This is a genomic window from Alienimonas sp. DA493 (genome assembly GCF_043951915.1).
Lineage (GTDB): Bacteria > Planctomycetota > Planctomycetia > Planctomycetales > Planctomycetaceae > Alienimonas.
Window position 1 is genome coordinate 23987 of sequence record NZ_JBINJD010000009.1, and the last position, 25668, is coordinate 49654.

The following is a 25668-nucleotide window of genomic DNA, read 5'->3' on the forward strand; positions in this document are numbered from 1 at the left end:
CCCGGGGGAGCGGGTCAGGACCGGTCGCGTTTCTTCTTCAAATCCAGCAGAGCCGCGGTGGTGTTCGCCGGCGGGGCCGATTTCTTCGGCGGGGCCGGAGCGTCCGCGTGCGGTTTCGCGGCCTGCGGAGCCGCACGCAGCTTGCCGCGATCCAGAGCCCGGCCAGCCCCGGACATGGGGGGCGAGCTCTCCCGCTTTTTGGCGAGCAGGCCCTCCAGCGTCGGGCCGCCGGCGGTCGCGGTCGCCGTGCCGAGCTTCTCCTTCTTGAACAGTCCCTTCACCAACGCCCAGTCGAGCTGCACCCGTCGCACGGCGACGTCCAGCGGGATCAGGCAGGCGACGAGGATCAGCAGCCAGTCGAAGATCGGCCGGCTGCTGCGCTTGGGCTGGCGGTCCTCCGTGAACAGCGATTTGGGCGTCTCCGGGGTCAGATTCAGCTCCCGGCCGCCGGTGCGTTCGGCGACGCGTTTCAGCACGATCGGATCGCTGCGGAACCGCAGGTACTCGGCGCTGTAGGGCAGGATGAACCCGCCGGCGACCTGCTCCGTGCCGTCGTTCTCGACCGGCTCTTCCACGATCGCGTCGTTCGCCCCGGCGACGGTGCCCTGCGGCGTGGGGCCTTCGGGAACCGGGGTCTCCGCCGGTTCGACCGCCCCGCCGCCGACCGTCGTGGAGCGGCCGATGACCTGGTATCGCCCCTTCCCCCACAGCGGCACGCGGGCCTGATACCGCCGCGGCCCGACCTGCACCAGCGGGACGGTCTCCGTCCGGTCCCGCGGCCCGGCGACGGAGGTGGTGATTTCGAGAAACCGCTCGTTCGGCGAAAAGTCCTCGACGACGATCACCCCGTCGGAGCCGTCCGTGTAGGTGCTCATCCGCAGGTGCCCCTGCTTGCGGACGCGGCCCAGGTGCGTGATGAGTTGTCGGACGAAGGGGCCGTAGCCGTCCCACGCCACCCAGTCGGCGCCCCAGTTCGGGCCGAGGTCCGCGGTGAAGGCTCCGGTCCGGCCGAGGCCGAACTGGCGGACGGCGAGGATCGGGTCGAACTCGCCGGGGGCGACCTGCTCGTCGGAGGGCACGCGCAGGATCTGTTCGGTCAGCCCCTCCTTCGGCGTGGTCAGCACGAAGCCCCGCACCGGCGGCAGTTCGCCCAGCCCTTTGAGGATCGGGTGCCCGAGGGCGACCTCCGGCTGGACGGTCTTGTTCTGAATGAGCGTTCGGCGGAGGGTCTTCGCCTCCTTCACGAAGATGCCGGGCAGTTGGTTGGGGTCGTCCGGCAGGTAGAACCGGCCGCCGGTGCCCGCGGCGATGCCGCGCATCGTGTTCAGCGACTGCCGGTCGCCGGGGTGCGGGAAGACGGCGACGGTACTGATCGCGATCTGATTGTCCGCGAAGTCCTTGACCAGCGCCGGCGGCGGGGGGCTGGGGTCGCCGTCGGAGATGATGATCATGTGCTTGGCGCTGGCGTCGCTCTCCTTCAGCGCCTTCAGGCCGGCGTTCATCGTCTGGGCGAAGTCCGGCATGTCGCCGATCTGGGCCGCGTTGATCTTGGGCACGAGCTCCGGGTAGTTCGCCGCCGGGGTAAGCTCGAACAGCCAGCTCTCGCCCTCGACGTAGTCCGCCACCAGCACGCCGCACTCGTCCTGATCGCCCAGGACCTTGATCGCCCGCTTGCAGATCCGCTTGCCCCAGGTGTTCCCCTGCGGGAACTCGCAGGTGTGCAGGATGATGACCAGCGCCCCCTTGGGCAGCACCTTGCGGCGGGTGATGTCCAAGTCGACCGGCAACGCCTCCTCGATTGGCGTGTTCTGATAGCCGCCGGCCCCGAAGCTGTTTTCGCCGCCGAGCATCAGGAAGCCGACGCCCATATCCGACACCGCCGTCCGCACCGCGGCGAGTTGGCGGGCGTCGAAGGAGTCCGCCGGCACCCCGGCGAACACGATCAGGTCGTAGGGCATCAAGCTCAGCACGTCCCGCGGGAAGGCGTAGCCGTCCATCACCGAGACCTCCCGTTCCCCCTCGCGGGCGGCGGCGACGAAGTCCTCCACGTCCCGCGGGTCGCCGCCGGGGTCGGTGACCACCAACACCTTCCCTGCCCCCTCCAGGTAGAGGTAGTTCAGGGCGGTGTTGTTGTCCTCCACGCCGTCGCCGGGGGAGCCGTCGGAGGCGTCGTCCGCTTTGATCGTGGCGGCGTACTCGTAGTAGCCGGGGCCGCGCAGGCGGATCGGGAAGCTGTAGCGGTTTTTGCCGGCCTGATACTCAACCCGCTCCCGGGCGATTTCCTCGCCGTTTTCCGTGAGGGTCAGCGTGCCGGAGCCGGCCTCCAAACTGGAGAGCACCACGCTCGCCTCGTAGCTCTCCCCCTGCCGGACGAACCGCGGCAGGTCGAGCCGTTCCAGCCAGACTTCGGCCCCGCCGCCGTAATCCACCGGCAGCACGTCCACCTTGATGCCCCGGCCGCGGAGTTGGTCGATCTCCGCGGCCATGCGGCCCTCGGTCTCCGTGCCGTCGGAAATCAGCACCACCCGGCCGGCGTTCTCCTCCGGAATCATCGCCGCGGACAGGCTGAGGGTCTGCTCCAGGTTCGTCGCGTCGCGGTCCACCTGGGAGTTGATGACCCCCTCGAAGGCGACGCTCTTCTTCGGCGGCAACTCCACCGCGGCGTTGCGGCCGAACACGACGAGGCCGGCCTCGTCGGTGGCCGGCTTCTGCGCGACGGCGCCGCTGAACAGCTCCAGCGCCTCGCTCTCCACCCCGCGGCCGACGCTGTCGGAGACGTCCAGGGCGAACACCACGCTGGTAACGTCCCGCTCCCGCACGGCCCGGGGCTCCGCCAACGCCGCGACGCACAGGCCCAGCAGGCAGAGCCGCAGGAAGGTGGAGGCTTCCGCCCGGGTCGTCCCCATCCCGCCGCGGTTCGCCACCGCCAGCCACCAGACCCACGGGGCGAAGGCCAGCAGCCCGAACAGCGCCGGCCGGGCGAACAACACCCGCCGATCGACGGTCAGCCAAACGGCCAGCCCGCCGAGCAGCAGGGCGAACGCCGCCAGCGGCCAGCCGTCCCGCCACCGCACCGGGCCGCGGGGCGGCGGGAACAGCGACCGCCCCAGCCGGTCCCAGAAGCCCGCCGGTTCCCGCCGCCCCGAGGCGGTCAGCGTGGGCCGGCGGGGCGGCGGGGGAGCCATCGAGCGAGGCGACCGAATTGGAGGAGGGAATGAGGGGAACGCAGTCAGCTTACGGAACAACGCCGCCGCGGGCACAACCGGTTCACGTGAATCTGGGCGGGAGCGTCAGGGCAGGAGCGTCACGAGCCGCCGATTCCCCGTGTCCGCGACCCAAACGCGGCCCGAACGGTCCACGTCGAGCCCCCACGGCGTGACCAGCGGGCCGGTCGCCCCTGAGTTCTCCCACCGGCCCAGCAGCGTGCCGTCGGCGCGAAGCGCCGTGACGCGGCCGCCGTGGTACTCCGGCACCCACAACGTGCCGTCCGCGGAGCGGGCCAGGTCGTAGGGGCTGTGCAGCGGGACGGCGGCGTCCCCGCCGAGCACGCCGCGGTACTCGCCCTCCTCCGTGAATCGCTGGATGCGGTCCCCGAAGGCGTCCGCGACCAGTACGAACGCCTCCCCGCCCCCGGCCTTCCCCGGAGCGGGCGCTGGCGGGACCCACGCCACGCCGCTGGCCCGGCTGAACTGCCCCGGGCCGGTGCCGAACGCCCCGATCGACCGCAGCGGCTCGTTCTCCGGGTGCGGGCTGAAGATCTGCACGCGGTCGTTCCCGCCGTATTCGCCGACGTACAGCCGGCCGGCGTCGTCGGCGGTCACGGCGACGGGGAATCGAAAATTGCCCGGTTCGTCCCCCTCGACGCCCCACATCGTCACGACGTCGCCCTCGGTCGTGAACAGCACGACCCGGTGATAGTGCGTGTCCGCGACCGCCACGAGCCAGCGATCAAACCCCGGCGGGCGGTAGACGCAGATCCCCTCCGGGTTGCCGTTGTGGTTCGCCGGCATCTCCCAGCGTCGCAGTTCCTCCCCCTCCGGCGAGAACGCCAGCACCCGGCCGGCGTTGTCCAGCACGTAGGCCACTCCGTCCGGCCCGATGCCCACGCCCCGCGGGGCCGGCAACTGCGGCCCGGCGTTGGGCAGGGCTCGCACCCGCACCTCCGCGAACTCCAGCGCTGGCCCGTCCGCCCCCCCGCCGTCGCACCCCGCCGCGATCCCGAGCAGAACCGCCGCCAGCAGGGCGAACGCCAGCCGCGTCGCCACCCGGACGCCCGCCGCCAGCGGCGGGCCGGGCCGGTGGTGCAGCACGGTGCGGTTCCCGCCGTCGTCGGTCAGTTCGGTGGTCGTCACCGGCCCGGCGGGGGCGGTGCGGACGACCGTCAGCGGGCCGTCCTCCGCCGGCGCCAACTCCAGCCGCTCCGCCCGGACGAACCGCCGGGGGCCGCCCGGCCGTGGGTCCGGCGGCAGTTCGTTCAGCGGCCCCAGCAGCGCCCCGGTCGCCCGGTCCGGCGGGTTCTCGTGCAGTTCTTCGGTCGACCCGGCGAACGCCGCCCGACCGTCCGCCAGCGCCACGCAGTGGGTCGACTCCCGCACCGCCGCGGCCGGGTCGTGGGTGGCGAAGACGACCGACCGCCGCACGCCGTCCGCGGTTCCGTCCCAATGCTCCCGCAGCACGGTCCACAGCCCCGGCAGCGCCGCGGGATCGACGTGGGCCAGCGGTTCGTCCAACACCAGCACGCCCGCCCCGCTCGCCACGGCCCGGGCGAGGGCCAACCGCGACCGCTCCCCCGCCGATAGCGTCCCCGGCCGGCTCTCCGCGACACCGGAGAGTCCGATCCGGCCCAGCAGCTCCTCCGCCGCGGCGTCGTCCCGTTCCGGTTGTACCGCGAGCAGGTGCCCCCGCGCCGTCTCCCCCGGCCACAGTCCGAGGTCTGAGGGAACCCAGAACAACTCACACGCCGCCCCCGGTTCGCCGTCGCCGATAGGCGGCGCGCCCCGCTCGACAGCTCCCGCGCTCGGCGTCTCGAATCCCACCAGCGCCTCCAACAACGAAGACTTCCCCGCCCCGCTCGCCCCCACGATCGCGGTAACGCCGGGGGGGATCTCCAGCGAAACGTCGTCCAGCCGCGGCCGCCCGGGGGCGCCGGGCAAACGGACGTGCGACAGTCGGAACAGCGGGGCCGTCATCGCTGCACCATACCCGCGGGCGCCCCGACCGCCGCCAGCCGCGGCGCCGCCCAGGCCCCCAGCGCCAGCAACGCGGCCGGGGCGACGGTGTTGATCAGGCAGAGCGCCCCCAGCACCGCGTTGTGACCGTAGTGCATGAGGTTGTAGAGGCCCGGCGGGGCCGTCTCCAGCCCCGGCGGGAGCAGCACGGCGGCGGCGGCGACGTCCGCGGCGGCCCACAGCGTGAGCAACCCCCCTCGCACCCACGCCGCCCGCCCGGTCAGCCGCCACCACACCCGCCCCCCGGCCCGCCGCTGCGCCCGCGTCCCGCCCCGGAGCAGCGAGGTGAGGAACCGCCCGGCGGTGCGTCCTTCCGCGAACGCCCGCAACGCCGCCGCCCGCGGCAGCAGGACCACGGCGAGGGCGACGACCAGCGGCGCCGCCGAGTCCCGCACCGCTCGGGCGCCCGGCAGCCCCTCCGCCGCCGCGGCCGTCAGCCCGGCCTGCACGACCAGCCCCACGATCAGCGACCCGCACAGCCCCGGGGCGATCATCGCCGCCAGCAGCGGCGCCCCCGCCGGCCCCCGCACGCGGCCGACGAGCCACAACGCCCCGGAGGCCAATGCCGCGGCCGCGGCCCCGATCGCCAGCGAGCGGCCGCTCTCCGCGGCGAACTGCTCCGCCCGCCAGCCGCTCTCCAATAGGGTGCGAAAGCCCTCCGCTCCCGTCTCCCCGGCGACGATCGCCGCCGGCACGATCACCGTCAGCCCGCCCGCGACCGTCAGGGCCAGCGCCGCGGCGAGGTTCGACCGCCGCGAGGCCGGCGCCCGCCGTTCGTCCCGCCGCCCCGGCCCCGTCGCCCCCCGCAGCCAGATCAGCAGCGGCACGAGCCCGACAAGCTGCACCGCCGCGGCCGGCCACGCCAGGCGGAGCGAATCGGCCAGTTCGATCGCCCGGGCGTGGGCGTCGAACAGCGTGACGGTCCACGCCGTCGTCCCAGCGAGGCTGGGCGTTTCGAATTGCCCGAAGGCGTACAGTCCCGCGACCCCCGCCGCGGGACCGAACCGGGCGAGCGTTCGCAGCGCCGCTTCCCTCTGCCAAGCCCATAACGCCGAGGCCCCGCGGGGCCTCGGCGTTATGGCGACGAGCTTGCGAAGAAATACCGCGGACGCCGTGCGGGTCGGGGGCGGGGCGACGGCCAGTAAGGCCGCCGCGGCGCACACGCACCGGGCCCAGATCAACAGGGCGGTCAGCGCCTCGTTCGCCCAGGGATGCGCGGCGAGGGAGAGCGAAAAATTGCTCCACCCGTAGCCGGTCAGCAGTTCGGGGACCAGCAGCGGGGCGAGCGTCGCCGTCCACCACAGACCGGCCCGCTCCTCTCGCAGCCGCCGGGCGATCGGCGCCGCCGCGGGCAGCGCCAGCCCGACGACCAGCGCCGCCCGAACCAGCGAGAACAGCACGCTCGGCCACAGACTCACGCCGCGTCGCCCGTTGTCGGTTCGCCCGACAGCCACGCCAGCACGGCGGCCCGGTGCGGGTCGAGCCCCGCCAGCGGCACCGCGTCCCGGGCCAGCGCCGCGAACCGCTGCACGTCCTCCGGCAGCGGGCCGGAGACGGGGGTGAGGGGAATCTGCCGGGACGGCCCGTTCGCCAGCCGCACGGCGACCTCCTTGCCGAGCAGGTAGTCCGCCAACCGGGCGGCGTGGCCCGGGTTCGGGCCGCCGCGGATCAGGGCGACGGTGTTCGGAATACAGACCGGCGCCGGCCCGTCCGGGCCCGGGAGCAGCACGGGCAACGTCTCCACCGGGGCGCCGGCTTCGAGGGCGAGGTAGGCGTCGTCGGTGTCCGTCCAGCCGCAGGCGACCGTGCCGGCGGCGACGAGATCCTTCACCGCGGAATTGCCTGAGGCGATCACCCGACCGGCGTCGTCCAGCCGTTCGTAATAAGCCCGCAGCCCCTCGTCGCCCAATTCCCGGTGGAGCAACGAAAAATGCGTCAGCGTCGTGCCGTAGCGGGGATTGGCGTGGGCGAAGCTGAGGTCGCCCGCCCCGCCGGCGCCCGCCTTGGCCAGCTCTGCGTCGAGCGCTTCCCGGGTCGCGGGCATGCGGTCGGTATTGACGATCCAGACCCGCAGCCGGCCGCCGAAGCCGCACCACAGGCCTTCGTCGTCGCGGTGTCGCTCCGGCGTGGCCTCCCACGCCTCCCCGCGGTGCGGGGCCAGCAGGCCGCGGGCGGCGAGGTCCTCCGTGCCGCCGCGTTCGTTGTTCCAGAACAGATCGCAGACGGGGGCGTCGGCCTCGCGGATCAGCGAGCCGACCAGCGACAGGCTTTTCGTGGCCTCCGTGTCGAACTTCGGCCGCACCCGGATGCCGGTGCGGGCCTCGAACTCCCGCAGGATCGGCTCGGCGTGTAGGCGGTCCGCGGCGCAGTACAGCACCACCTCGTCCCCGCCGCCGCCGCCGCACCCGGCGGCGCCGACGAACAGGCCGGCCGACGCCGCCCCGAGGAACGCCCGACGGGAGGCGACGGCGTTATTCGTCATCGTTCGTCGGGCCAAGGGCGTCGAAGTAGCGCTGGATGCCTTCGCGGTAACCGGGGGGCACGTCCTCGGCGACGATCGCCTCGTCCACGCCGTCCTTCACCCGGGCGAGGTTCTCCATGTACTCCGTCGTGCGTTCGCCGCGTTCGCTGTCGCCCTTGGATTTGAGGCTCATCAACGTCTTGCCGGCGACGAGGTGGCTCTGGGAGACCTCCGTGCGGAAGCCGGTTTTGGCGTCGGGCGCCTCCTCCATCGCCCGGCCGTCGACCTCCTCGCGCTCGCCGCGGCCCTCGCCGCCGCTGTCTTCGCCGTCCCCATCGCCTTCGCCGTCCCCTTCACCCTCGCCGGAGCCGCGGACGCTGCCTTCGATCGCCGCGACCGGCTGCTGGCCGCTCTCGGCGAGCATCTCCTCGTAGACCTCCAGGAACTCCGCCATGGAGGCCGCGTCGGTCGCCTCCTGCCCGTCCAACTGCCCCATTTCGTTGAGCTGACCGGCCTGCCGGGCGGCTTCGAGGGCCTGCTCCAACTCGGCCATGTCGCGGGCCGCCTGGGCGAGTTTCTCCGCCTCCAGCCCGGCCTGCTCGAGCACCGCCTTGGCGGCCTCGGACGCTTTGTTCATCGCCTCGCGGGTCGCCTCCGGGGAGCCCTCGCCGTTCGCCTCGGCCTTGGCCTGCTCGGCGGCGTTGCGAAGCTGCTCGCCCGCCTGCCGCATCGCCTCGGCGAGGCGGTCGTCGCCCACGTCGTTGCGGGCGAAGTTCTCCAGCTTGCGGGCCTGCTCCCGCAGGGCCTGCATCTTCTCGGCCCGGGCGGCGGGGTCCGACTCGTTCGCCGCCTCGGCGGCCTCGGCGGCCATGCGGTTCAACGCCTCCCGCAGGCTTTCTGCGTCGCCCTCCTTCAGATCGCGGAGCCACTTTTTCCGCTCGTCGGCGTCCGGATTCAGGCCCAGCGTGCGGCGGCCGTCCTCCTCGGCGAGCAGCCCGCGGGCCTGCTCCGCGCTGACGTTCCGCCACGCCCGGCTGAGATCGGCCCGGCGTTCGGCCAGCTTTTTGCGGTTCGCCTGCACCTCGCCCCGCTTGGTCTTCTTCAAATCCGCGGCGAGCTTCTCCACGGCGGCGGCGACCTCCGGGGACAGTTCGCTTTCCGGCCGCGACCGCTTGAGTTCCTCCGTCCGCCGCTTGGCCTCCTCGGCGGTGCGTTCGGATTTTTTCGCCGCGTTCTCGGCCTCTTGCGCGGCGGCGACGGCCCCGAACGGATCCACCCGCGGGACGAGGAACAGCACGCCGACCAGCACGGCCAGCGCCGCCCCGGCCGGGATCAGCCGCCGGCCCGGCAGGCCGAACGGGACCGCGGCCGCGGGGTCCACGGCCGGGACCCGGGCGGCGGCGTCGGCGTACACCAGCGGGGCGAACGCCGGCGCCCGCTCCTGGCGCTCCAGTTCCGCGGCGGTGAGGAACAGATCCTTCGTGCCGGCGAAGCGGTCGGCCCGGTTGGCGGCGTCCTCCCGGGTGGGGCGGTCCCGGAACGCCCACGCCAGCCCCAGGGCCAGCAGGGCCGCGACCGGCACGGCGGCGGCGATCAGCGTGGACAGCCACTCCGGACGCCACCAGGCCAGCGGCACCAGGCCGGCCGCGGCCGCGCAGCCCGCCGCGGCGGCCCACAGCAGGGCCCGTCCGAAGGCCGCCCAGGCCAGGCGCCGGCGGATCGCGGCGAGCATCCGGTCCAACTCGCGGGACGGTGAGGTCGGCGACATCGCGGCGGGTCCGGTGCGGGGGGAGGGATTCACAGTTTAACGATTCGCCGACACGGCGGAGTTCTTGATCGGTTTCCGCCCGGGGGAACAACGCGGCGGGGGGCGGTCGATGCTCACTTCGCGGCGGCCTCCGCCGGGGTGAGGGAGCCGTCGGCGTCGGCGTCGAACCGCTCGAACGCCTCCCGCGGGCCGACGAACTCCGCCCAGGTCACTGCCCCGTCGCCGTTGCGGTCGGAGCGGCGGAACCATTCCGGCCCCTCCTGCGTGGCCACGGCCGGTTCGCGGCCGCGGATCATCTCCAGTTCCTCCTCATTGGGCGGACGGTCCGGGGCGCGGCCGGGCCCGAGGTGCAGGGTGAACCGGCCGATCAACTCCTCCGGAACGACGGCCCCGTCGCCGTCGCGGTCCAGCGAGGCCAACGCCCCGACGGTCGGGCCGGACGCCGCGAAGGCCCCCGCGGCGGCGACCCGCTCGGCGGGGGTCAGCCGGCCGTCGCCGTTCGCGTCCAGCAGGCCGAACAGTTCCGACCGCTCCGCCTCGCTGAGCAGGTAGATCCGGCTGTTCGCCAACCGCTGGTCCTCCTCCAGGTAGACCCGCACCTCCTCCCGGGTCGCCTGGCCGTCGCCGTCGCGATCCACGTCCTCGAACTGCGGAGCGCCGGGGAGGTTCGCGGCGGGGAACTCCGTTTCGTCGAGGTAGTCGTTGGCGTCGGCGTCGGCCCGGACCATGTCCAACAGGCCCAGCGAGATCGCGTCGGAGCCCAGCAGGTCGGCCCGGTCGGCGGCCAGTTCGACCTCCAGTCCCGGCGCCCCGCCGGCTGCGTCGGCGTCCACGGTGAGCGTGAGGGAGCGGCGGTCCGGCGCGACGGTCAGTCGGTCCGGCGCCCGGTTCTCGATGACCGCGATCCGCGGCAGGCCGAAGCTGCGGGCGATCAGCCGCACGCTCAGTTCCAGGTGCGGCTCCGGCGGAACCTCGGACGTGCCGTAGCGGGCGGCGAGTTCCGCGGACAGCCCCGGCGGCGCCGCGGGGGCGAGCAGCCGGAAGGGGCTGCCGGGGGGGAAGTGCCGGCGTTCGGCCCGCTGCGCGGCGGAGCGGAAGGGCGCCAGCTCCGCCGCGGAGAGCGTGCCGTCGGCGTCGAAGTCGTACGGCCCGGCGACGCCGCGGCTGAGGGAGTCGTCGTTCCGCAATTCCTCCGGGGTGAGGCGGCCGTCGCCGTCGGCGTCGAGCACGTGGACCACGTCCGCGGCGTCCCCGCCGGCGAAGCGCTGCCGGACCCGCAGCGGAGGCCCCATCACGCCCTCCACCCAACTCCGGAACTGATCCGCCGGCAGCCCGGACTCGCCGGCGGCGTCGAACAGGGCCAGCAGTTCGGTCACGGCGTCGTCGGCGTTCGCGCCGGCGCCCAGTGAGCGGGGGGTCGGCGTGCGGGCGGCCTCCGCCCGGGTGACGCGGCCGTCGCCGTCGGCGTCCACGGAGGCCAGCAGCGAATCCCGGTAGCGCTCGGCGGCGTCGGTGAACGACTGGCGATCGACCGTCACCTCCGCCGCCACCCGCACCGGCCCGCGGGGGGCGAGGATCAGAAACTCCACCCGCTCCGGCGACTCCTGTGCGCTCGCCCCCTCTGCGGCCAGCCCGCAGGCGAGAACGGCGGCGGCGAGGCGGGCAAGCATGATTTCAGTATCCCGCAGACGACGCATCGGCGAAAGGGGATATGCGGCGGGGCCCGCTGCGTGCGCAACCGCAGGGGTGCCCCGCCTCACGGCGGCGGCGAACCGGGGGAACGCTCAGCCCAACCGCAGACCGGCCGGCAGGCTTTCGCCGAAGGCGAGGCCTTCTTCCTCGTGGTCGAGGCGGCCGCCGTCGCGGACGAGAGCCACCCAGTGCGCGGGGGCGTCCTCCTCGGCGAGCCACTGCATCGCCCGGAGCTGCGGCTCCCGGGCGAAGTCGAGGTAGCGGTCGCCGGTTTTGCGGGCGAGCTGCACGACCGGCCAGAGGGGCGGACGGGTCTCGTCCGGGTCCCGCAGCGACTCGTACTGTTTGACGAGCGCATCGGCCCAGTCGGCGGCGACGCGGGCCGGGACGACGCTGTTCGCCGGGCCGTACAGCGGCACGCGGGCGCCGGTGCGACCGACGCACCACCACAGGGTCTCCCGGCGGCCGGCGTTCTCCTCCTTCGCGGCCAGCTTGACCAGCGCCCGGCCAAGGCTTTCCCGCTCGCCGGTCGGCAGGCGTTCGAGGGAGGCGAGCAACCGGAGCAGTTCCGGGTCGGCGGCGGCGGCCTTCTTCCCGCCGGCCTTGACCGCCCCCGCGAGGGGGGCGGCCAGCGCTTTTTGCTGACCGCCCTCCAGTCCGCCGCCGATCCGGCGCCAGAGCACGTGCGACTGGCTCACCACCGCCGGATCGGCGTGGGCCAACCGGCCGTGCAGGCGGCGCCAGGTTTCGGCGACCCGCCAGTCGTCCAGGGCCACGCCGTAGCCGGGTCGCAGGGCGTAGCCGAGCAGGTTCAGCCAGCGGGCCTCCCGGGCGGAGGACTCCCGGCGGCCGGCTTCGCGGTCCATCAGCCCTTCCCACAGGCTCCGCAGCAGGGTGGGCGGCCAGTCGGAGCGGGGCGAACCGGCGGCCTCGGCGAGGGCGTCGTTCACGTTCCGCGGTTTGAGCGAGGGCTTGGTCGAGCCGTCGGGGGCGCCGAAGGCCTCGTCCAGCACGGCGTCGATCGCGGCGAGGGCCTCGTCGTCCACGACGCCGGCGGCCTCCCCGGCGCCGGCGTGGGCGGCGAGGTCCGTGCGAGTCGTGCTGCGGACGTCGAACGAGAGCCGCCAGCGCTTGCCGGACGTGCCGTCGTCGGTCCGCTCCCGCACGGCGAGGTCGAGGGTGCCGATCTCGCTGAGCCCCGCCTCCAGCAGGGCGGGCAGTTCGTCGCCCTCCTTCCCCTTCGCCTTGAGCACCGTCCGAATCGGCGGCAGGGAGGCGAACTGCCCCTCGTCCACCGGGTGCACGGAGCCGGCCGGGTCGGTCAGCCGCACGCCGCTGCTGAACACCGGCAACTCAACCGGCCGGCCGACGCGGACTCGTACCGGGGTGTCCGGCAGGCGGACCGTCTCGCCGGGACGGGTGCCGGCCGGCACCACGCAGACGGCCCGCGGTTCGCCCTGCTCGCCGTCCTCTGCCCCCAGGTAGTAGGTGCGGGCGAGCCCGGCTTCGACCCGCACGCCCAGCCCCCGCCGGACCAGCCCGAAGTAGGCCGCCCCGCGGGAGACGGCGAGGTCGAGCCGGTCGTTCGCCAGCACCGTCGGCCGATCGCCGGTCGGGAACCAATCGGAGACGGCCGCCAGCAAGCGTTCCCGCAGCACGGGGGAGGCGAAGAAGCCGCCGTTGAACAGCACCGCGTCCGGCCGGGCCGGTTCGCCCTCGCCCGCCCCGGCGACGGCCCCGTGGGTGGAGAGGAAGCGGGCGAGGTGCTTGGTGATCGCCGCGTCCGGGGCGTACGGCAGGCCGACCTCGCGGAAGCCGGCGTCCCGGCGATCCGGCTCCGCGGTGACGGGGACGCTCGGCAGGAAGCCGTCGAGGAGGGCCGTGCGGGCGGCGTCGCCGTCGGCGGAAACGCTCAGCCCGCCGCCGACCAGCCCGCGCCCGGCCCCCGGCAGCGTCACGCCGACCGTCGCCGGGGCCTCCTCGCCCAGCAGCGTTTCCTTGGCCCGGCGGCTCTGCCGGACCAGCACGTCCCACTGCTTCGGGGACAGCTCCGTCCCCTCCGCCTTCAACCGGTCCTCCAAGTGGTGGGCGAGGGCGAGGTCGAGGTTGTCCCCGCCGAGGATCAGGTGCTCGCCGACGGCGACGCGGTGGAACTCGACTTTCCCCTCTTCGCCAGCGCCCGGCTTCACCCGGATCAGGGCGAAGTCGCTGGTACCGCCGCCGATGTCGCAGACGAGTACGTTCGTGTTCGGGGCGACCTCGTCCTGCCAGCTGTCCGGGTGCTTGGCGAGCCAGGCGTAGAAGGCGGCCTGCGGTTCTTCGATCAGCACGACCCGCGGCAGCCCGGCGGCCCGGGCGGCCTTCACGGTGAGTTCCCGGGCGACTTCGTCGAAGCTCGCCGGCAGCGTGAGGACGACGTCCTGCTCGGCCAGCGGGGCGTCCGGATGGGCGTGATCCCACGCCGCCCGCAGGTGGGCCAGCAGGGCGGCGGAGGCCTCGACGGGGGAGAGCCGCTCCACGCCCTCGGCCGCGTGCCAGGGCAGCAGCGGGGCGGTGCGGTCCACGCCGGGGTGGCACAGCCAGGACTTGGAACTGCTCACCTGCCGGCCCGGCACCTTCGCCCCGTGGTCCCGTGCAAACGTGCCCACGCTCCAACCGGGGGCGGCGTCCTTCGCCCCCGTCTCCCCCCAGGGCGGGGCCAGGGCGTGCGGGGGGAACTCGCCGTCGGCCGGGCGGTAGAGGAAGGAGGGCAGGTTCTCCCGCCCCTCCAGCGTCCCGGCAGCGACGAACTGGGGGATCGCCCACGTCCGCACCCGCGTGTCGGCGGCGTCGCCGTCGCCGGCCTCCGTATCCACGAAGGCGACGGCGCAGTTCGTCGTGCCCAGGTCGATCCCCACGACGTAGCGGGGGGGAGCGGCGGCGTCGGTGGTCGGGTCGGCGTTCGTCACGATGCGGGCATGATCCGGTCCCGCGGAGCGTGAACAACCCAGCCGCCCCCCGCCGGACGCAGACGTCCGACTTAGGCGGCCTCCCCGAGGAACGCCCGGGGGTTCCCGCCGGTGAGGGTCGTCGCCTGCTCCCGGCTGAGGCCGCAGTCGGTTTGCAGCCGCTCGAAGGCGACCGACAGCGGGCAGGCCGAACCGACGAGGTGCGGCCCGCCCCCGTCGCCTCGATCCGGCGCCCGGCAGGCGAGGTCCTCGCCCACCTCCAACTCCCACCGCCCCAGCGTAAACCGCCCCGGCCCCAGCCCGGCCGCGGTGACGGCGTCGCTGACCACCGCGCAGCGGTCGAGGCCGGCCAGTTCGATCACGTCCCGCAGGAACCAGAACGGCAGGTGCACGCCGTCGGCGATCAGCGTGAACCGCAGCCGGTCCCGCAGCGAGAGAGCCCGGTGAATCACGTTGTCGTGCCGCGGCAGGCTCGCCGGGCAGCCGTTGCCGAGGTGCGTGAACAGGCTCAGCCCGGCGTCGCAGGCGGCGGCGAGTTCGTCCCGCGACGGGTCGCAGTGCCCCGCGGCGACCGTCACCCCGGCGTCCGCCAGCAGCCGGGTCACCGCGAACCCCGGATCGCGTTCCGGGGCGAGCGTCACGAGCCGCACCAGCCCGCCGCCGGCGTCCAACAGTCGGTTCATCGACTCCCGGTCCGCCGGTCGGGCGTGCTGCGTCGGGTGGGCGCCGATGTAGCCGGGCGTTTCGTTCAGGAACGGCCCCTCGACGTGCAGCCCGACGATCAGCCGCTGCGCCAGCTCGTCGGCCTCCCGCAGCTCGGCCAGCCGGGCCAGCCGGCGGCCCATTGCCTCCAGGTCGTCCGTGATGACCGTCGGCAGGAACCCGGCCACGCCGTCCCGCTGAATCGCTTCGCAGGCGGCGTGCAGATCGTCGGCGCTCAGGCCGTCGCGGTTGAAGTCGACGCCGGCGTAGCCGTTCACCTGCAGGTCGAAGAACGCCGGCGGGTCGTGCGGCCCGCTCATCGCTTCGTGAGCTTGGAGGCGGCCGCTTCGTCCAGCATCAGCGTGCAGTCGCCGTGCTGCTGCAGGATGGACGCCGGCACCTCCGGGGTCACCGGTCCCTCGACCGCCGCCCGCACCGCGGTCGCCTTCCGTTCGTCCGGCACCGAGCAGACGATCACGCGGCTCTCCAAAATCTGCCGCACGGACATGCTGAGGGCCTGCGTCGGTACGGCCTCCAGCGAGTCGAACCAGCCTTCGCCGAGCTGTTGCCGACGGCAGGCCTCGTCCAGATCGACCACCAGGTACGGATCGCGAGTCTCGAAGTCCGCCGGCGGGTCGTTGAAGGCGAGGTGCCCGTTCTCGCCGATGCCGACGAAGGCCACGTCGATCGGTTGGGCCGTCAGCAGTTCGCCCACCCGGCGACGTTCGGCGTCCGGGTCGTCGGCTTCGCCGTTGAGTTCATGGAAGGCCTTCAGCGGGACCTTGCTGACGAACCGCTCCCGCAGATACCCGCGGAAGCTGGCCGGGTGGTCCAGCGGCAGGCCGAGGTACTCGTCGAGGTGAAAGCCGGTCACCTTGGACCAGTCCACGTCCGGCTCCTTCACCAGCGCCGCGAGCACCTCGAACTGACTGGCGCCCGTGGCGACGATCAGGGCCGCCTCGCCCCGCTCCGCGATCGCCTTGCGGAGAACGTCGGCCCCGCGGGCCGCGGCGGCCCGCCCCATCGCGGCGGCGTCGGGATGAATTTCGATCTGCATAACGAACAGCTTCCGCAAGGGGCCGTCAGGCCGCAAACAGGTCCAGTTTGAATCTCCAGGCGGTGCGGACGGCCAGCGTGAGCACGATCAGCAGGCCGACGCCCGCCGCCGCAAAGGTCCACGCCGGCGGCCGGGGGGTCGTCTTCGCCCCGAGGTACAGCAACGCCGCGGCCAACAACGGCCCGCCGAGCACGGTGAGGGCCTGCGCCGCGAGGATCGCGGTGACTTTCTCCGCCTCGCCGGCGAGCACCGCCCCGGCGATGCCGCCCCCGGCGAGCAGCGCCGCGACCGTGAACCCGCGCACCCACGGGGAGTCCAGCGAGGTGCCCTTCCCGAGTCCGTCCGCCAACAACGTGCCGCCGATCAACGCGTTCCCCAAAAACGAACCAAGGGCCCCGGCGCAGATGCCGGTCGCGAAAATGCCCACCGCCCATTCGCCGAAGAAGGGCCGCAGTTGCTCGGCGAGGTCGGCCGTCGAACCGAAGTTCTCCCCGCCCTCGCGGCCGTGCAGCGTGGCCGCGGCGGTCAGCAGGATCATGGCGGTCATCACCCCCAGCGCCGCGGCGCCCACGACCGCCTCGCCGCCGGCCTTGCGTCCGTCGCCCGGCCCCCAGCCTTTCTCCTTCACGAGATACGCCTGATAAAAGGCCCCCGCGACGGAGAACGTCGTCGCCACGAGCCCCTGCAGGGCGAGCAGCGGCACGACGATCTCCCCGGCGGCGTCGCGACGCGGCAGAAACCCGACCTCCTCGCCGATCGGCGCCCGCGGCAGCAGGCCGGACAGCGTCTCGCGGAGCGAGGGCTGCACGGCGAGCAGGTTGAACAGGAAGGCCGCCGCCATCACCGCGACGAGAACCTTCATCAACCCTTCCAGCTTGGCGTACAGCCCCCGCAGCCCGCAGACCGCCGCGATCACCGCGAGGTTCAGCCCCGCCAGAATTGCCGCCGACGCCGCCGTGGAGAGCGTCCCCTCCGTGCCGACCAGCAGGGGTTCGAGGGCCGCGACGACGGCGAAGTTATTGCTGGACTGAAACCCGACCACGACCAGAAACAGCGTCACGCCGACCAGCCCCGCCAGCGGCCGGCCCAGCCGCGCGGCGAGTTCATCGCACGGGCTCCCCTTCAGCGCCGCCCCGATCCGGGCCGACAGGGCCGCGGTTCCGCCCAGCACGGCCGCGGACAGCAGCGGCACCCACAACATTCGGTACCCGTGCCCCGCCCCCACGCGGGAGGCGGACAGAATCGTGCCCGGCCCCAGCACGACGCTGGCGACGATGATCGCCGGCCCGAGGTCCCGCAGCCGGAACCGCTGGCCGGGCTCGTGGGCCCTCGACAGTTGGCTCGGCGGGCTCCCCGCGGGAGGAACGGGGGAATCAGAAGCGTCGGTTGCGATCGTGCCGTCCCGTCAAACCGTGGGTCCCGTCGCGGGATACGCTATCGAGACCCCCGTTTCCGCCGCCACCGTCCCCGCACTGAAGGCCCCGTCGCTCGACCGGCGCCGGAAACGACGACCGTCCCGCTTGCCCAAAAAGAAACGCCGGTGCCCCCCGGGCCCGGCGTTGAAGAAAAGCTCCCCGAGTAGGACTCGAACCTACAACCTAGCGGTTAACAGCCGCTCGCTCTACCATTGAGCTATCGGGGATCGGATTCGTCGCGGCAGCGTCCCGGAGGGGCGACTGATGCGGCGGGGCGGAACGGTAGGGTTCTCGCCGAAGTTTCGCAAGCCCTGACACGTCCACTTCCTCGTCGGTTCGATTCCTCCGCGGAATCGGCCTCGTTTCGGGACCGAGAGCGTGCGGGGGCGAACGCTTCAGCCGACGGTGCGGTCTTTCACCAGCGTGACCTCGCGGCCGTTGTCGGCGTAGATCACCTCGGTCATGAAGGACCGCATCAGCATGATGCCGCGCCCGCAGGGGCGGTCGAGGTTCTCCTCCGCGGTCGGGTCCGGCACGCCGCCGGGGTCGAAGCCCTCGCCCTGATCGCGGATCACCACGCGGGCGGACTCCTCGTCCAACTCGCAGACCACGCGGACGACCTTGTCGTCGGACTGCTTGTTGCCGTGCTTGATGGCGTTGACCAGCGCCTCCTCCAAGGCCAACCGCATCCCGAACAGGTCGCGTTCGGTGTAACCGAAGCGCTCGAGCGATTTGAGGATCCGGTTCTGCGCCGCCATCCCGGCTTCGGTGTCGCTGGGGATCGTGAGCGCGAACTTCTCGCCAGCTGCAGCCGCCATCAAATCGTCACCGTTGGGAGCGGGAACGAGGCCGCCGATCGAGCCGCCGGCGAGACGTCCGCCGGACCGGGACCTCAGAGCGTCAACGCAGGATCAGAAGCCCTCGAGGGCCCGTTCCTGGTCCTCGCGAATGTCGAACAGCTTGTTGAGCTTCGTGATCGCGAATACCTCGTAAATCTCCGGCCGCACGCTGCAGAGTTTCAGCTTGCCGCCCGCCGCCTTCACCTTTTTGTCCATCGTGATCAATTTGCCCAACGCGGCGCTGGACAGGTACTCGACGTTCTCGAAGTCGAGCAGGATCTTCTGCCGCCCGTCGTCGTCCACCAGGCTGAACAACTGGTCGCCGATGTGCTGAATATTTGTCTCGTCGAGAATCTTTTTGTCGACGAACCGGGCGACGGTTACCCCGCCGATCTCCTCGACGTTGATGCGGCGGTGGTCGGCCATCGGGACTCTCGGCTAGCGGGGCGGGGCAGGAATCTTGCGGCCCCGTCGGCAGGCGGTCAAGCGATTCCGCGGCGCCTGGAACAAGCGAAGACGCCGGGGACTGATCAGGGAAGTCGCAGCCGGCGTGCGGGTCGCTCAGGGGCGTGCCGACGGCGGGATTCGGTCCGGTTCGTCGCGAAACGTCGGTCGCTCCGCCCGCACCGCAAGCTCGTCCAGGTTCAGCCCGCCTTTCTGCTCCGCCTCCAGGAATTGCAGGCGGCGCTCCAGTTTGTGCAGCTGGGCCTGCACCGCCGGGGGGATGTCTGCGGCCTTGGCGGACCGCGGGGGACGGGGGACCTCCGGATATCCCAGTTGCCGCTGGAGCGCCGCGAACAGATACAGCGGGTCCTTGCCGCGGTTCGCCCAGGCGATGCGGCCCTCGGCCTCGCCGAACAGCAGGTCGAAGGGCACCGTCGCCTCCCGGTCGCCCTCGGCCCGGCGTTTCAGTTCGAGGAACCACCCGCTGCGGCGGTAGAGCAGTTCGGCGAAGTCGACCTCGCCGATCGCCCGCCGCATCGTCCGGATCCAGCCGGACCACTTCTCGTCGTAGAACGGGTCCGCGGCGACGGCCGTCAACCCGGCGGAGTATCCCAGCCGACTGCGAGCCAGCGTCTCGAACTGGTACAGGAACAGGCCGCGGCGGGACGGAGCGTCGGCGATCTCCCGCCCTTCCCGTCCCTCCGAGCGGATCGGCCGGTCGCCGGTCATGTAGTCGGCGAGACGCTCCAGGATCAGGAACGCCGTGGCGCTGTCGAACTTCGTACGGTCCTCCTCCCCCTTCGCCGTGACGAAGGTCTGGAAGGGGGTGAAGTAGAAGTGCAGCCGCTCCATCGCCGGGCTCATCCGGCCGGACTGGCGGAGTTCGTCGTTGAGCAGGTCGATCGCCACCGGCAGGCGGGTGGTGGCGAGCAGCTCCTCGCGGACCTGGGTCAGCGCCTCCTGCGTGGGCACGCCCTCCGCCAGCCGGCCGCGGAGCGTGCGGAAGAAGTGCCGCTGCTCGACATACTCTTCGCGGGGGAGCGGCGTCTCCGTCATGCGGACATCGTAACGCGGAGGTCCCGCGGAGCCTCGGCGTTACGCGGAAACCCGGTTGGGGCACTCCCGGCCCGCCTCGAGGTCGGACAGGTTCGCCAGCGTCGTCTCCGCAATCGCGGTGAGGGCTTCGCGGGTGAAGAACGCCTGATGACCGGTCACCAGCACGTTCGGGAAGGTCAGCAGCCGGGCGAGCTGGTCATCGGCGAGGGCTTCGTCGCTGACGTCGCGGAAGAACACCTCTTCCTCCTCATAGACGTCGAGGGCCAGCGAACCGATCTGGCCGCTCTTCAATCCCTCGATGACGGCGGCGTGATCGACGACCGCCCCGCGGGAGACGTTCACCAGCATTACGCCCGGCTTCATCGCGGCGAGGGCCTCGGCGTCGATCAGCTTGCGGGTCGCCTCGTTCAAAGGGCAGTGCAGCGAGATGACGTCCGACTCCGCCAACAGGCGGGGCAGGTCGACGTACTCCGCCCCGGCGGCGAGGGCGTCCGGGTTCTCCTTCGGATCGACGGCCAGCACGCGGCAGCCGAACCCGCGGAGGATCCGCACCACGCAGGCGCCGATCGCCCCGGTGCCGACGACCCCGCAGGTCTTCCCGTACAGATCAAAGCCCAGCAGCCCGGAGAGGGCGAAGTTGTGCTCCCGCACCCGGTTGTAGGCCCGGTGGATGCGGCGGTTCAGGCAGAGGATCAGCCCGAGCGTGTGCTCCGCGACGGCGTGCGGCGAATAGGCCGGCACCCGCACCACGGGAAGCCCCCGCTCCGCGGCGGCGTCCAGAGCGACGTTGTTGAACCCCGCGCACCGCAGCGCGATCGCCTTCACGCCGAGGTCCGCCAACGCGTGCACCGCCGCGGCGTCGACCCGATCGTTGACGAACGCGCAGACCGCGTCGGCCCCCTCCGCCAGCGGCGCGCTGTCGGCGGTCAGCGTCGCCTCGACGTACCGCAGCGAGTGCGGGCCGCCCGCCGCGGCGGCGTCGAAGAATTCCCGGTCGTAGGGCTTCGCACTGAACAGGGCGACTTGCATCCGCGCCTCCAATAGCTTGATTGAGCGTAACGCGGAGGCCCCGCGAGGCCTCGGCGTTACGCGTCCGTGTCGAGTTCCGCGTCGGCGAGCTTTTCGCGGAGGTAGCCGGCGCGGGCCACGTTGCGTTGCGGGGAGGTCAGTTCCTCGCCCTTGAGCTTCTGCAGGTGGGCCGGCTGGGTGTGGATGAACATCTCGTTCACCGTGGCCGGCTCCAGTTCGTCGATCAGTCCGAGGTTCACGCCCAGCCGGAGCGAACTCAACAGGCCCATCGTCTCGTCGCTGCTGATCGTCTGGGCGCTCTTCAGCACGCCGTGGGCCCGGGCGATCTGGTCGTGCAGGCTGCGACGGTCCTGCCGGACAAGAGCCTTCCGCACCCGACGTTCGTAGGAAATGATGTTGGGTACGACCTCGGCGACCTTCTCCACCAGTTCCGTCTCGCTGAGGCCGAGCGTGACCTGGTTGCTGATCTGGTAGAAGTCGCCCATCGCCTGCGAGCCCTCGCCGTACAGGCCGCGGACGGCGAGGCGGATTTTTTGCAGGGCCTGGAAAACCTTCTGGATTTCCTTGGTGAGCACCAGCGCCGGGAGGTGCAGCATCACGCTGACCCGCAGGCCGGTGCCGCAGTTGGTCGGACAGGCGGTGAGGAAGCCGAACTGCTCGTCGAAGGCGTAGGGCAGTTGGGCCTCGATCGCGTCGTCGACGGCGTCCGCCTTCGCCCAGGCGCCCTTCACGTCGAACCCGCTGGCGAGCACCTGGATGCGGAGGTGGTCCTCCTCGTTCATCATCACCGAGACGGTTTCGTCCCGGCTGACGGCCACGCCGCGGGGACCGTCGCCCTCGGCCAACTCCCGGCTGATCAGTTGGCGCTCGACGAGGAGTTGGGCGTCCAGCTCCTCCAGTTCTTCCAGATCGAACGGGTGCAGCGTGGGGCTGGCGTCCAGGTCGCCCAGCGTGCCGGAGAGCAGCGAATACACCTCCGCCTTTGTGGCGTCCTCGGCCCGGACGGGAAACGGGAACTGAGAGAGGTTCCGGGCCAGCCGGATGCGGCTGGACACGACGACGTCGCTGTCCGGTCCGGTGCCGCGGAGCCACTCGCCGCTGTTGGCGGTCAGGGTGTCCAGATGCACCGGGGCCAGCTTTCGTCGACTTCAGTCCGCGCGGTCAGCGCCCGTCGCGGGGATTGCGGGGGAAACGGATTCTAGATCGACCGGGGGGACGGTCAACGCGAGCGCCCCGCAGTCCGGCGCGGCCGACGGCGGATCGGGGACGGCCCGAGGGGCGGGCGGGCTGGCGTCCCGGGCGGTTCGTCCCGACGATGCCCGCCCGATGTCCGCCCCGCCCGCCGATCGCCACACGCCGTCCCGCGACGCCTTCCTCGCCCTCGCCGCCGACGCGAAGTCGGTCGAGGACGAAGGCGACCGGACGACGCTCGTCCCCGTCTTCCGCCGGCTGACCGCCGACGCCCTCACGCCGGTCGCGGCGTACCAGAAGCTGCGCTGGGGCGGCCGGGGGTTCCTGTTCGAATCGGTCGTCGGCGGGGAGAAGGTCGGCCGGTACAGCTTCGTCGGCGCCGACCCGTTCCTGACGATCGAGGCCCGGCAGCTCGAACCCGGCCGGCACGAAGTGACGTACCGCGGGACGGACGCGGACGGTTCTTCCTCCGAGCAGACCGTCACCGTCGCCGACCCGCTCGCGAAGTTGGAGAGCCTGCTGGCGGAGTACCGCGTGCTCACGCCGCCGGGCCTGCGGCCCGGGGCGCTGCCGGCGTTCCGCGGCGGGGCGGTCGGCTACGCCGGGTACGACACCGTCCGCTACGTCGAGCGCCTGCCGAACGCCCCGGAGGACGACCGCGGGCTGCCGGACATGCAGTTCGGCCTGTACGACCGGCTGGTCGTGTTCGATCACATCTCCAAAACCGTGGTGGTCGTCGCCCACGCCGAGGCCGGCGCCGACGACCCGGCGGCCAGCTACGCCGCCGCCTGCCGGAAAGTGGACGAGGCCGTCCGCCAACTCCAGCAGGGAACCGTCGATCTGCCGATCACGGACATCGACCCGGTCGCGGCCGCCCCGGGGCCGGCGCCGGAAAGCAACATGACGCGCGAGGCCTTCGAGGAGGCGGTACGGAAGGGCAAGGAGTACATCGCCGCCGGCGACGTGTTCCAGTTCGTGCCCAGCCAGCGGTTCCGCCGGGAGACGCACGCCCGCCCGCTGGACATCTACCGGGCCCTGCGGGTGGTGAACCCCAGCCCGTTCATGTTCCTGCTGGACGGCCCGGACTGCACGCTGATCGGGGCCAGCCCGGAGATCATGGTGCGGGTCGAAACGACCGCCGACGCCACGCCGGAGGATCACAAGCGGGACGTGACGATCCGCCCGCTGGCCGGCACCCGCCGCCGGGGCGCCACCCCGGCGGAGGACGACGCCCTCGCCGCGGAGCTGCTGGCCGACCCCAAGGAGCGGGCGGAGCACGTGATGCTGATCGACCTCGCCCGCAACGACGTCGGCCGGGTCAGCCGGTTCGGCTCGGTCCGGCTGACGGACGTGATGGAGGTCGAGCGCTACAGCCACGTGATGCACCTCACCTCCAACGTCACCGGCACGCTGAAGCCCGGCCTGACGGCGCTGGACGCCCTCCGCAGCGGCCTGCCGGCGGGGACGGTGTCCGGGGCGCCGAAGGTCCGGGCGATGGAGATCATCGACGAACTCGAACCGCACCGCCGCGGGCCGTACGGCGGGGCGGTGGGCTACGTGGACTTTGGCGGGGACATGGACGTGTGCATCGCCCTGCGGACGATGGTGATGATCGGCCAAACCGTCGACGTGCAGGCCGGCTGCGGCGTCGTCGCCGACAGCGACCCGGCTCTCGAATACGAGGAGACCGTGCACAAAGCCCGGGCCCTGCTCCGGGCGATCGACGTGGCGGAGGGTCAGTTGTGAGCGCCGTAGGGTCCGCTGTGCGGACCGATCCGAGCGACCTGGGACCTCAGGACGCGGTCCGCACAGCGGACCCTACGGACCCTCCCGCCACGTTCGGCGGCACGCTGAAGCACCTCGGGCCGGGGGTGATCATCGCCGGGGCGATCGTGGGCAGCGGGGAGTTGTTCGCCACGACCGGCACCGGGGCGCGGGTCGGCATCGGGCTGCTCTGGCTCATCCTGCTGGGCTGCGCGATCAAGGTGTTCGTCCAGGTGGAACTCGGCCGGGCGGCGGTGGCGACGGGGCGGACGACCCTCGACCTGCTCAATCGGGTCCCCGGCCCCCGCGTGCCGACGGCCCCGGGGCGGCGGGCGAACTGGGTCGTGCTGCTCTGGGCCCTGATGATGCTCACCCAACTCGGGCAGGTCGGCGGGCTCGCCGGCGGGGTCGGGCAGGCCATGCACCTCGCCCTGCCCGGTTTCGGCGAACACGGCCCGGCCCTGTGGGCGACGCTCGCCGGGCTGCTCACCGCGGCGCTGCTGTGGGGCGGTCGCTACCGGCTGATTCAGGCCCTCTCCGCCGTGCTGGTGGCGGCCTTCACCGCCCTGACGGTCGGCAACGCCATCGCCCTGCAAACCACGGAAGAATTCGCCCTGCCGACGGGCGATCTGCTGGCCGGTTTGAACCCGTTGAACGACCTCGTCGCCGCCCCGGACGCCGTCTTCATCGCCCTCGCCGCGTTCGGGCTGATCGGCGTGGGGGCGACGGAGCTGGTCGCCTACCCGTACTGGTGTCTGGAGAAGGGCTACGCCCGCTTCGCCGGCCCGCGCCCCGAGGGGGCGACCGCCGACGCGTCGGCCTGGACGGCCCGGGCGAGGGGCTGGATGAAGGTGATGCGGGCGGACGCCTTCGCGGCTCTGCTGGTCTACACCGTCAGCACGGTGGCCTTCTACCTGATCGGTTCGGCGGTCCTGCACCCGGCGGGGCTGAACCCGCAGGGGAGCGAGACGATCGCGGTCCTCGCCGCCGCCTACGAGCCGGTGTTCGGGGCGGAGGCCGGCTGGCTGTTCCTCGCCGGGGCGGTCGCGGTGCTGTACTCCACGCTGCTGATCGCCACCGCCGCCAACGCCCGGATGTGGGCCGACGGGTTCCGCGTCGCCGGCTGGCTGCGGAACGACGAGGGAACCTACCGCACGGCCGTGAAGATCCTGTCCGTGCTGCTGACGGCGGTCAGCGTGGGGCTGTTCGCGTTCGTCAGCTCCGACCCGGTGCTGCTGGTCGTGATCGGCGGGGTCGCCCAGAGCCTGCTGCTGCCGGTGCTCGGCGTCTCCGCCCTGTGGCTGCGGTTCCGCGTCGCCCCGCCGGGCCTGCGACCGGGCGAGGTTTGGACGTCCTGCCTGTTCCTCAGCGTCGCCGGGCTGGCGCTCGCGGGGGCCTTCGGCGGGTACTCCGCCGCGGCGAAACTGATCGAGTGGCTCAACGCCCCGGCGTAGGGGCGAAACGCCCGCCGGCCGGCGTCACTCGTGCCGCATCGTCGCTTCGCCCTGGAAGCTTTCGCCGCCCAGCCAGCGGAGCACGCCCCAACTGGCCTGATCCCAGGGCACCGTCACCCGCACCGTAACGCGGTCGCCGCTTTGGGCGTCGACGACGCCCTCCGGGGCGGCGTCCTCCCGATCCGGGCCGGGGGCCACGTCGATCTGCACGTCGACGTGCTCCGGCTCGATGTCCGCCGCGTTCTGCAGGAACGTGGCGACGCGGTCCCGCACCTCGGCGTCGGCGCTGCCGTAGAGAATGCCCTGCCGGGCGCCCTCCCGGGCGGCGTTCGTGACGAGTTGGCCGACCATCATCGCCCGGCCGAACTCCACGATCGCCAGGATCGTCAGAAAGAAGATCGGCAGCGCGATCGCCGCCTCGACCAGCGCCGCCCCGCGGCGGCGACGCTCCGAACGACGATGCAGGAGGCGGAACATGGGCATAGCTTCAGGACGAGTCGACGCCGGAGCGTAGGTCGCAGGACGCGCCTGGAACGCCGAGGCCCGGCCGGGCCTCGGCGTTCCGGCTCCGCCCGATCCCTCCGCAACGAGTTTGCGGGTCGCGCCGCCCCCCGGTACCG

General features: G+C 72.6%; 18 protein-coding genes and 1 tRNA gene. 2 read left to right on the plus strand and 17 right to left on the minus strand.

The annotated features are described in order from the left end of the window. Nucleotides 1–14 precede the first annotated feature (14 nt). The 16 genes from ACG2DA_RS02460 to ACG2DA_RS02535 form a co-directional block, all read right to left on the minus strand. On the minus strand, nt 15–3185 hold the full coding sequence (locus ACG2DA_RS02460; RefSeq protein WP_395253878.1) for a glutamine amidotransferase: 3171 nt from the start codon (nt 3183–3185) through the stop codon (nt 15–17). A 105-nt stretch (nt 3186–3290) separates the two neighbouring features. Then, entirely contained in the window at nt 3291–5189 is a 1899-nt protein-coding gene (locus ACG2DA_RS02465) for an ATP-binding cassette domain-containing protein (protein WP_395253879.1), read from the minus strand. Continuing rightward, nucleotides 5186–6646, minus strand: coding sequence for a hypothetical protein (locus ACG2DA_RS02470; protein ID WP_395253880.1), 1461 nt, complete (start codon nt 6644–6646; stop codon nt 5186–5188). Before ACG2DA_RS02470 ends, ACG2DA_RS02465 begins: the two co-directional genes overlap by 4 nt. Continuing rightward, on the minus strand, nt 6643–7710 hold the full coding sequence (locus tag ACG2DA_RS02475; protein ID WP_395253881.1) for an extracellular solute-binding protein: 1068 nt from the start codon (nt 7708–7710) through the stop codon (nt 6643–6645). The genes ACG2DA_RS02470 and ACG2DA_RS02475 overlap by 4 nt, the downstream gene beginning before the upstream one ends. After that, nucleotides 7700–9457 carry a hypothetical protein gene (locus ACG2DA_RS02480; protein ID WP_395253882.1) on the minus strand — a complete coding sequence of 586 codons (1758 nt, stop codon included), beginning with the start codon at nt 9455–9457 and terminating at the stop codon, nt 7700–7702. Before ACG2DA_RS02480 ends, ACG2DA_RS02475 begins: the two co-directional genes overlap by 11 nt. 113 nt (nt 9458–9570) lie before the next feature. Further along, the gene (locus ACG2DA_RS02485) at nt 9571–11127 is read right to left on the minus strand and encodes a hypothetical protein (protein WP_395253883.1); all 1557 of its coding nucleotides are present in this window, start codon (nt 11125–11127) and stop codon (nt 9571–9573) included. Nucleotides 11128–11241: 114 nt separating this feature from the next. Then, nucleotides 11242–14097: an Hsp70 family protein gene (locus ACG2DA_RS02490; RefSeq protein ID WP_395253884.1), complete on the minus strand. Its 2856-nt coding sequence runs from the start codon at nt 14095–14097 to the stop codon at nt 11242–11244. 71 nt (nt 14098–14168) lie between these two features. Further along, the gene (locus tag ACG2DA_RS02495) at nt 14169–15119 is read right to left on the minus strand and encodes an N-acetylglucosamine-6-phosphate deacetylase (RefSeq protein ID WP_395253885.1); all 951 of its coding nucleotides are present in this window, start codon (nt 15117–15119) and stop codon (nt 14169–14171) included. Beyond that, nucleotides 15116–15856, minus strand: a complete 741-nt coding sequence (locus ACG2DA_RS02500; protein WP_395253886.1) for a glucosamine-6-phosphate deaminase — start codon at nt 15854–15856, stop codon at nt 15116–15118. Before ACG2DA_RS02500 ends, ACG2DA_RS02495 begins: the two co-directional genes overlap by 4 nt. A gap of 25 nt (nt 15857–15881) precedes the next feature. After that, nucleotides 15882–17117, minus strand: coding sequence for an NRAMP family divalent metal transporter (locus ACG2DA_RS02505; RefSeq protein WP_395253887.1), 1236 nt, complete (start codon nt 17115–17117; stop codon nt 15882–15884). A 309-nt stretch (nt 17118–17426) separates the two neighbouring features. Further along, a tRNA-Asn gene (locus ACG2DA_RS02510) sits at nt 17427–17498 on the minus strand. Nucleotides 17499–17666: 168 nt separating this feature from the next. Then, complete coding sequence (locus tag ACG2DA_RS02515; RefSeq protein ID WP_395253888.1) at nt 17667–18089, minus strand: ATP-binding protein; 423 nt, start codon at nt 18087–18089, stop codon at nt 17667–17669. Nucleotides 18090–18182: 93 nt separating this feature from the next. After that, the gene (locus tag ACG2DA_RS02520) at nt 18183–18536 is read right to left on the minus strand and encodes an STAS domain-containing protein (RefSeq protein ID WP_395253889.1); all 354 of its coding nucleotides are present in this window, start codon (nt 18534–18536) and stop codon (nt 18183–18185) included. A gap of 135 nt (nt 18537–18671) precedes the next feature. Then, nucleotides 18672–19610 carry a hypothetical protein gene (locus ACG2DA_RS02525; protein WP_395253890.1) on the minus strand — a complete coding sequence of 313 codons (939 nt, stop codon included), beginning with the start codon at nt 19608–19610 and terminating at the stop codon, nt 18672–18674. A gap of 39 nt (nt 19611–19649) precedes the next feature. After that, nucleotides 19650–20639, minus strand: coding sequence for a 2-hydroxyacid dehydrogenase (locus ACG2DA_RS02530; protein ID WP_395253891.1), 990 nt, complete (start codon nt 20637–20639; stop codon nt 19650–19652). A 56-nt stretch (nt 20640–20695) separates the two neighbouring features. Further along, a complete protein-coding gene (locus ACG2DA_RS02535) occupies nt 20696–21766 on the minus strand; it encodes a protein arginine kinase (protein WP_395253892.1) in 1071 nt (356 codons plus the stop codon). Between the two features lie 199 nt (nt 21767–21965). Here ACG2DA_RS02535 and trpE point away from each other — a divergent pair, with 199 nt between their 5' ends. Beyond that, on the plus strand, nt 21966–23576 hold the full coding sequence (gene trpE, locus ACG2DA_RS02540) for an anthranilate synthase component I (protein ID WP_395253893.1): 1611 nt from the start codon (nt 21966–21968) through the stop codon (nt 23574–23576). 17 nt (nt 23577–23593) lie between these two features. Next, a complete protein-coding gene (locus tag ACG2DA_RS02545; protein WP_395253894.1) occupies nt 23594–25048 on the plus strand; it encodes an Nramp family divalent metal transporter in 1455 nt (484 codons plus the stop codon). Nucleotides 25049–25072: 24 nt separating this feature from the next. Here ACG2DA_RS02545 and ACG2DA_RS02550 read toward each other — a convergent pair whose 3' ends face one another. Continuing rightward, nucleotides 25073–25525 carry a TadE/TadG family type IV pilus assembly protein gene (locus ACG2DA_RS02550; protein ID WP_395253895.1) on the minus strand — a complete coding sequence of 151 codons (453 nt, stop codon included), beginning with the start codon at nt 25523–25525 and terminating at the stop codon, nt 25073–25075. Nucleotides 25526–25668 lie beyond the last annotated feature (143 nt).

Excerpts from the sequence above, each read along its gene's own strand:
- ACG2DA_RS02460 (WP_395253878.1), bottom strand. The coding sequence starts at position 3,185 with ATGGCTCCCCCGCCGCCCCGCCGGCCCACGCTGACCGCCTCGGGGCGG.
- ACG2DA_RS02465 (WP_395253879.1), bottom strand. The coding sequence starts at position 5,189 with ATGACGGCCCCGCTGTTCCGACTGTCGCACGTCCGTTTGCCCGGCGCC.
- ACG2DA_RS02475 (WP_395253881.1), bottom strand. The coding sequence starts at position 7,710 with ATGACGAATAACGCCGTCGCCTCCCGTCGGGCGTTCCTCGGGGCGGCG.
- ACG2DA_RS02480 (WP_395253882.1), bottom strand. The coding sequence starts at position 9,457 with ATGTCGCCGACCTCACCGTCCCGCGAGTTGGACCGGATGCTCGCCGCG.
- ACG2DA_RS02485 (WP_395253883.1), bottom strand. The coding sequence starts at position 11,127 with ATGCTTGCCCGCCTCGCCGCCGCCGTTCTCGCCTGCGGGCTGGCCGCA.
- ACG2DA_RS02495 (WP_395253885.1), bottom strand. The coding sequence starts at position 15,119 with ATGAGCGGGCCGCACGACCCGCCGGCGTTCTTCGACCTGCAGGTGAAC.
- ACG2DA_RS02500 (WP_395253886.1), bottom strand. The coding sequence starts at position 15,856 with ATGCAGATCGAAATTCATCCCGACGCCGCCGCGATGGGGCGGGCCGCC.
- ACG2DA_RS02515 (WP_395253888.1), bottom strand. The coding sequence starts at position 18,089 with ATGGCGGCTGCAGCTGGCGAGAAGTTCGCGCTCACGATCCCCAGCGAC.
- ACG2DA_RS02520 (WP_395253889.1), bottom strand. The coding sequence starts at position 18,536 with ATGGCCGACCACCGCCGCATCAACGTCGAGGAGATCGGCGGGGTAACC.
- ACG2DA_RS02525 (WP_395253890.1), bottom strand. The coding sequence starts at position 19,610 with ATGACGGAGACGCCGCTCCCCCGCGAAGAGTATGTCGAGCAGCGGCAC.
- ACG2DA_RS02530 (WP_395253891.1), bottom strand. The coding sequence starts at position 20,639 with ATGCAAGTCGCCCTGTTCAGTGCGAAGCCCTACGACCGGGAATTCTTC.
- trpE (WP_395253893.1), top strand. The coding sequence starts at position 21,966 with ATGTCCGCCCCGCCCGCCGATCGCCACACGCCGTCCCGCGACGCCTTC.
- ACG2DA_RS02550 (WP_395253895.1), bottom strand. The coding sequence starts at position 25,525 with ATGTTCCGCCTCCTGCATCGTCGTTCGGAGCGTCGCCGCCGCGGGGCG.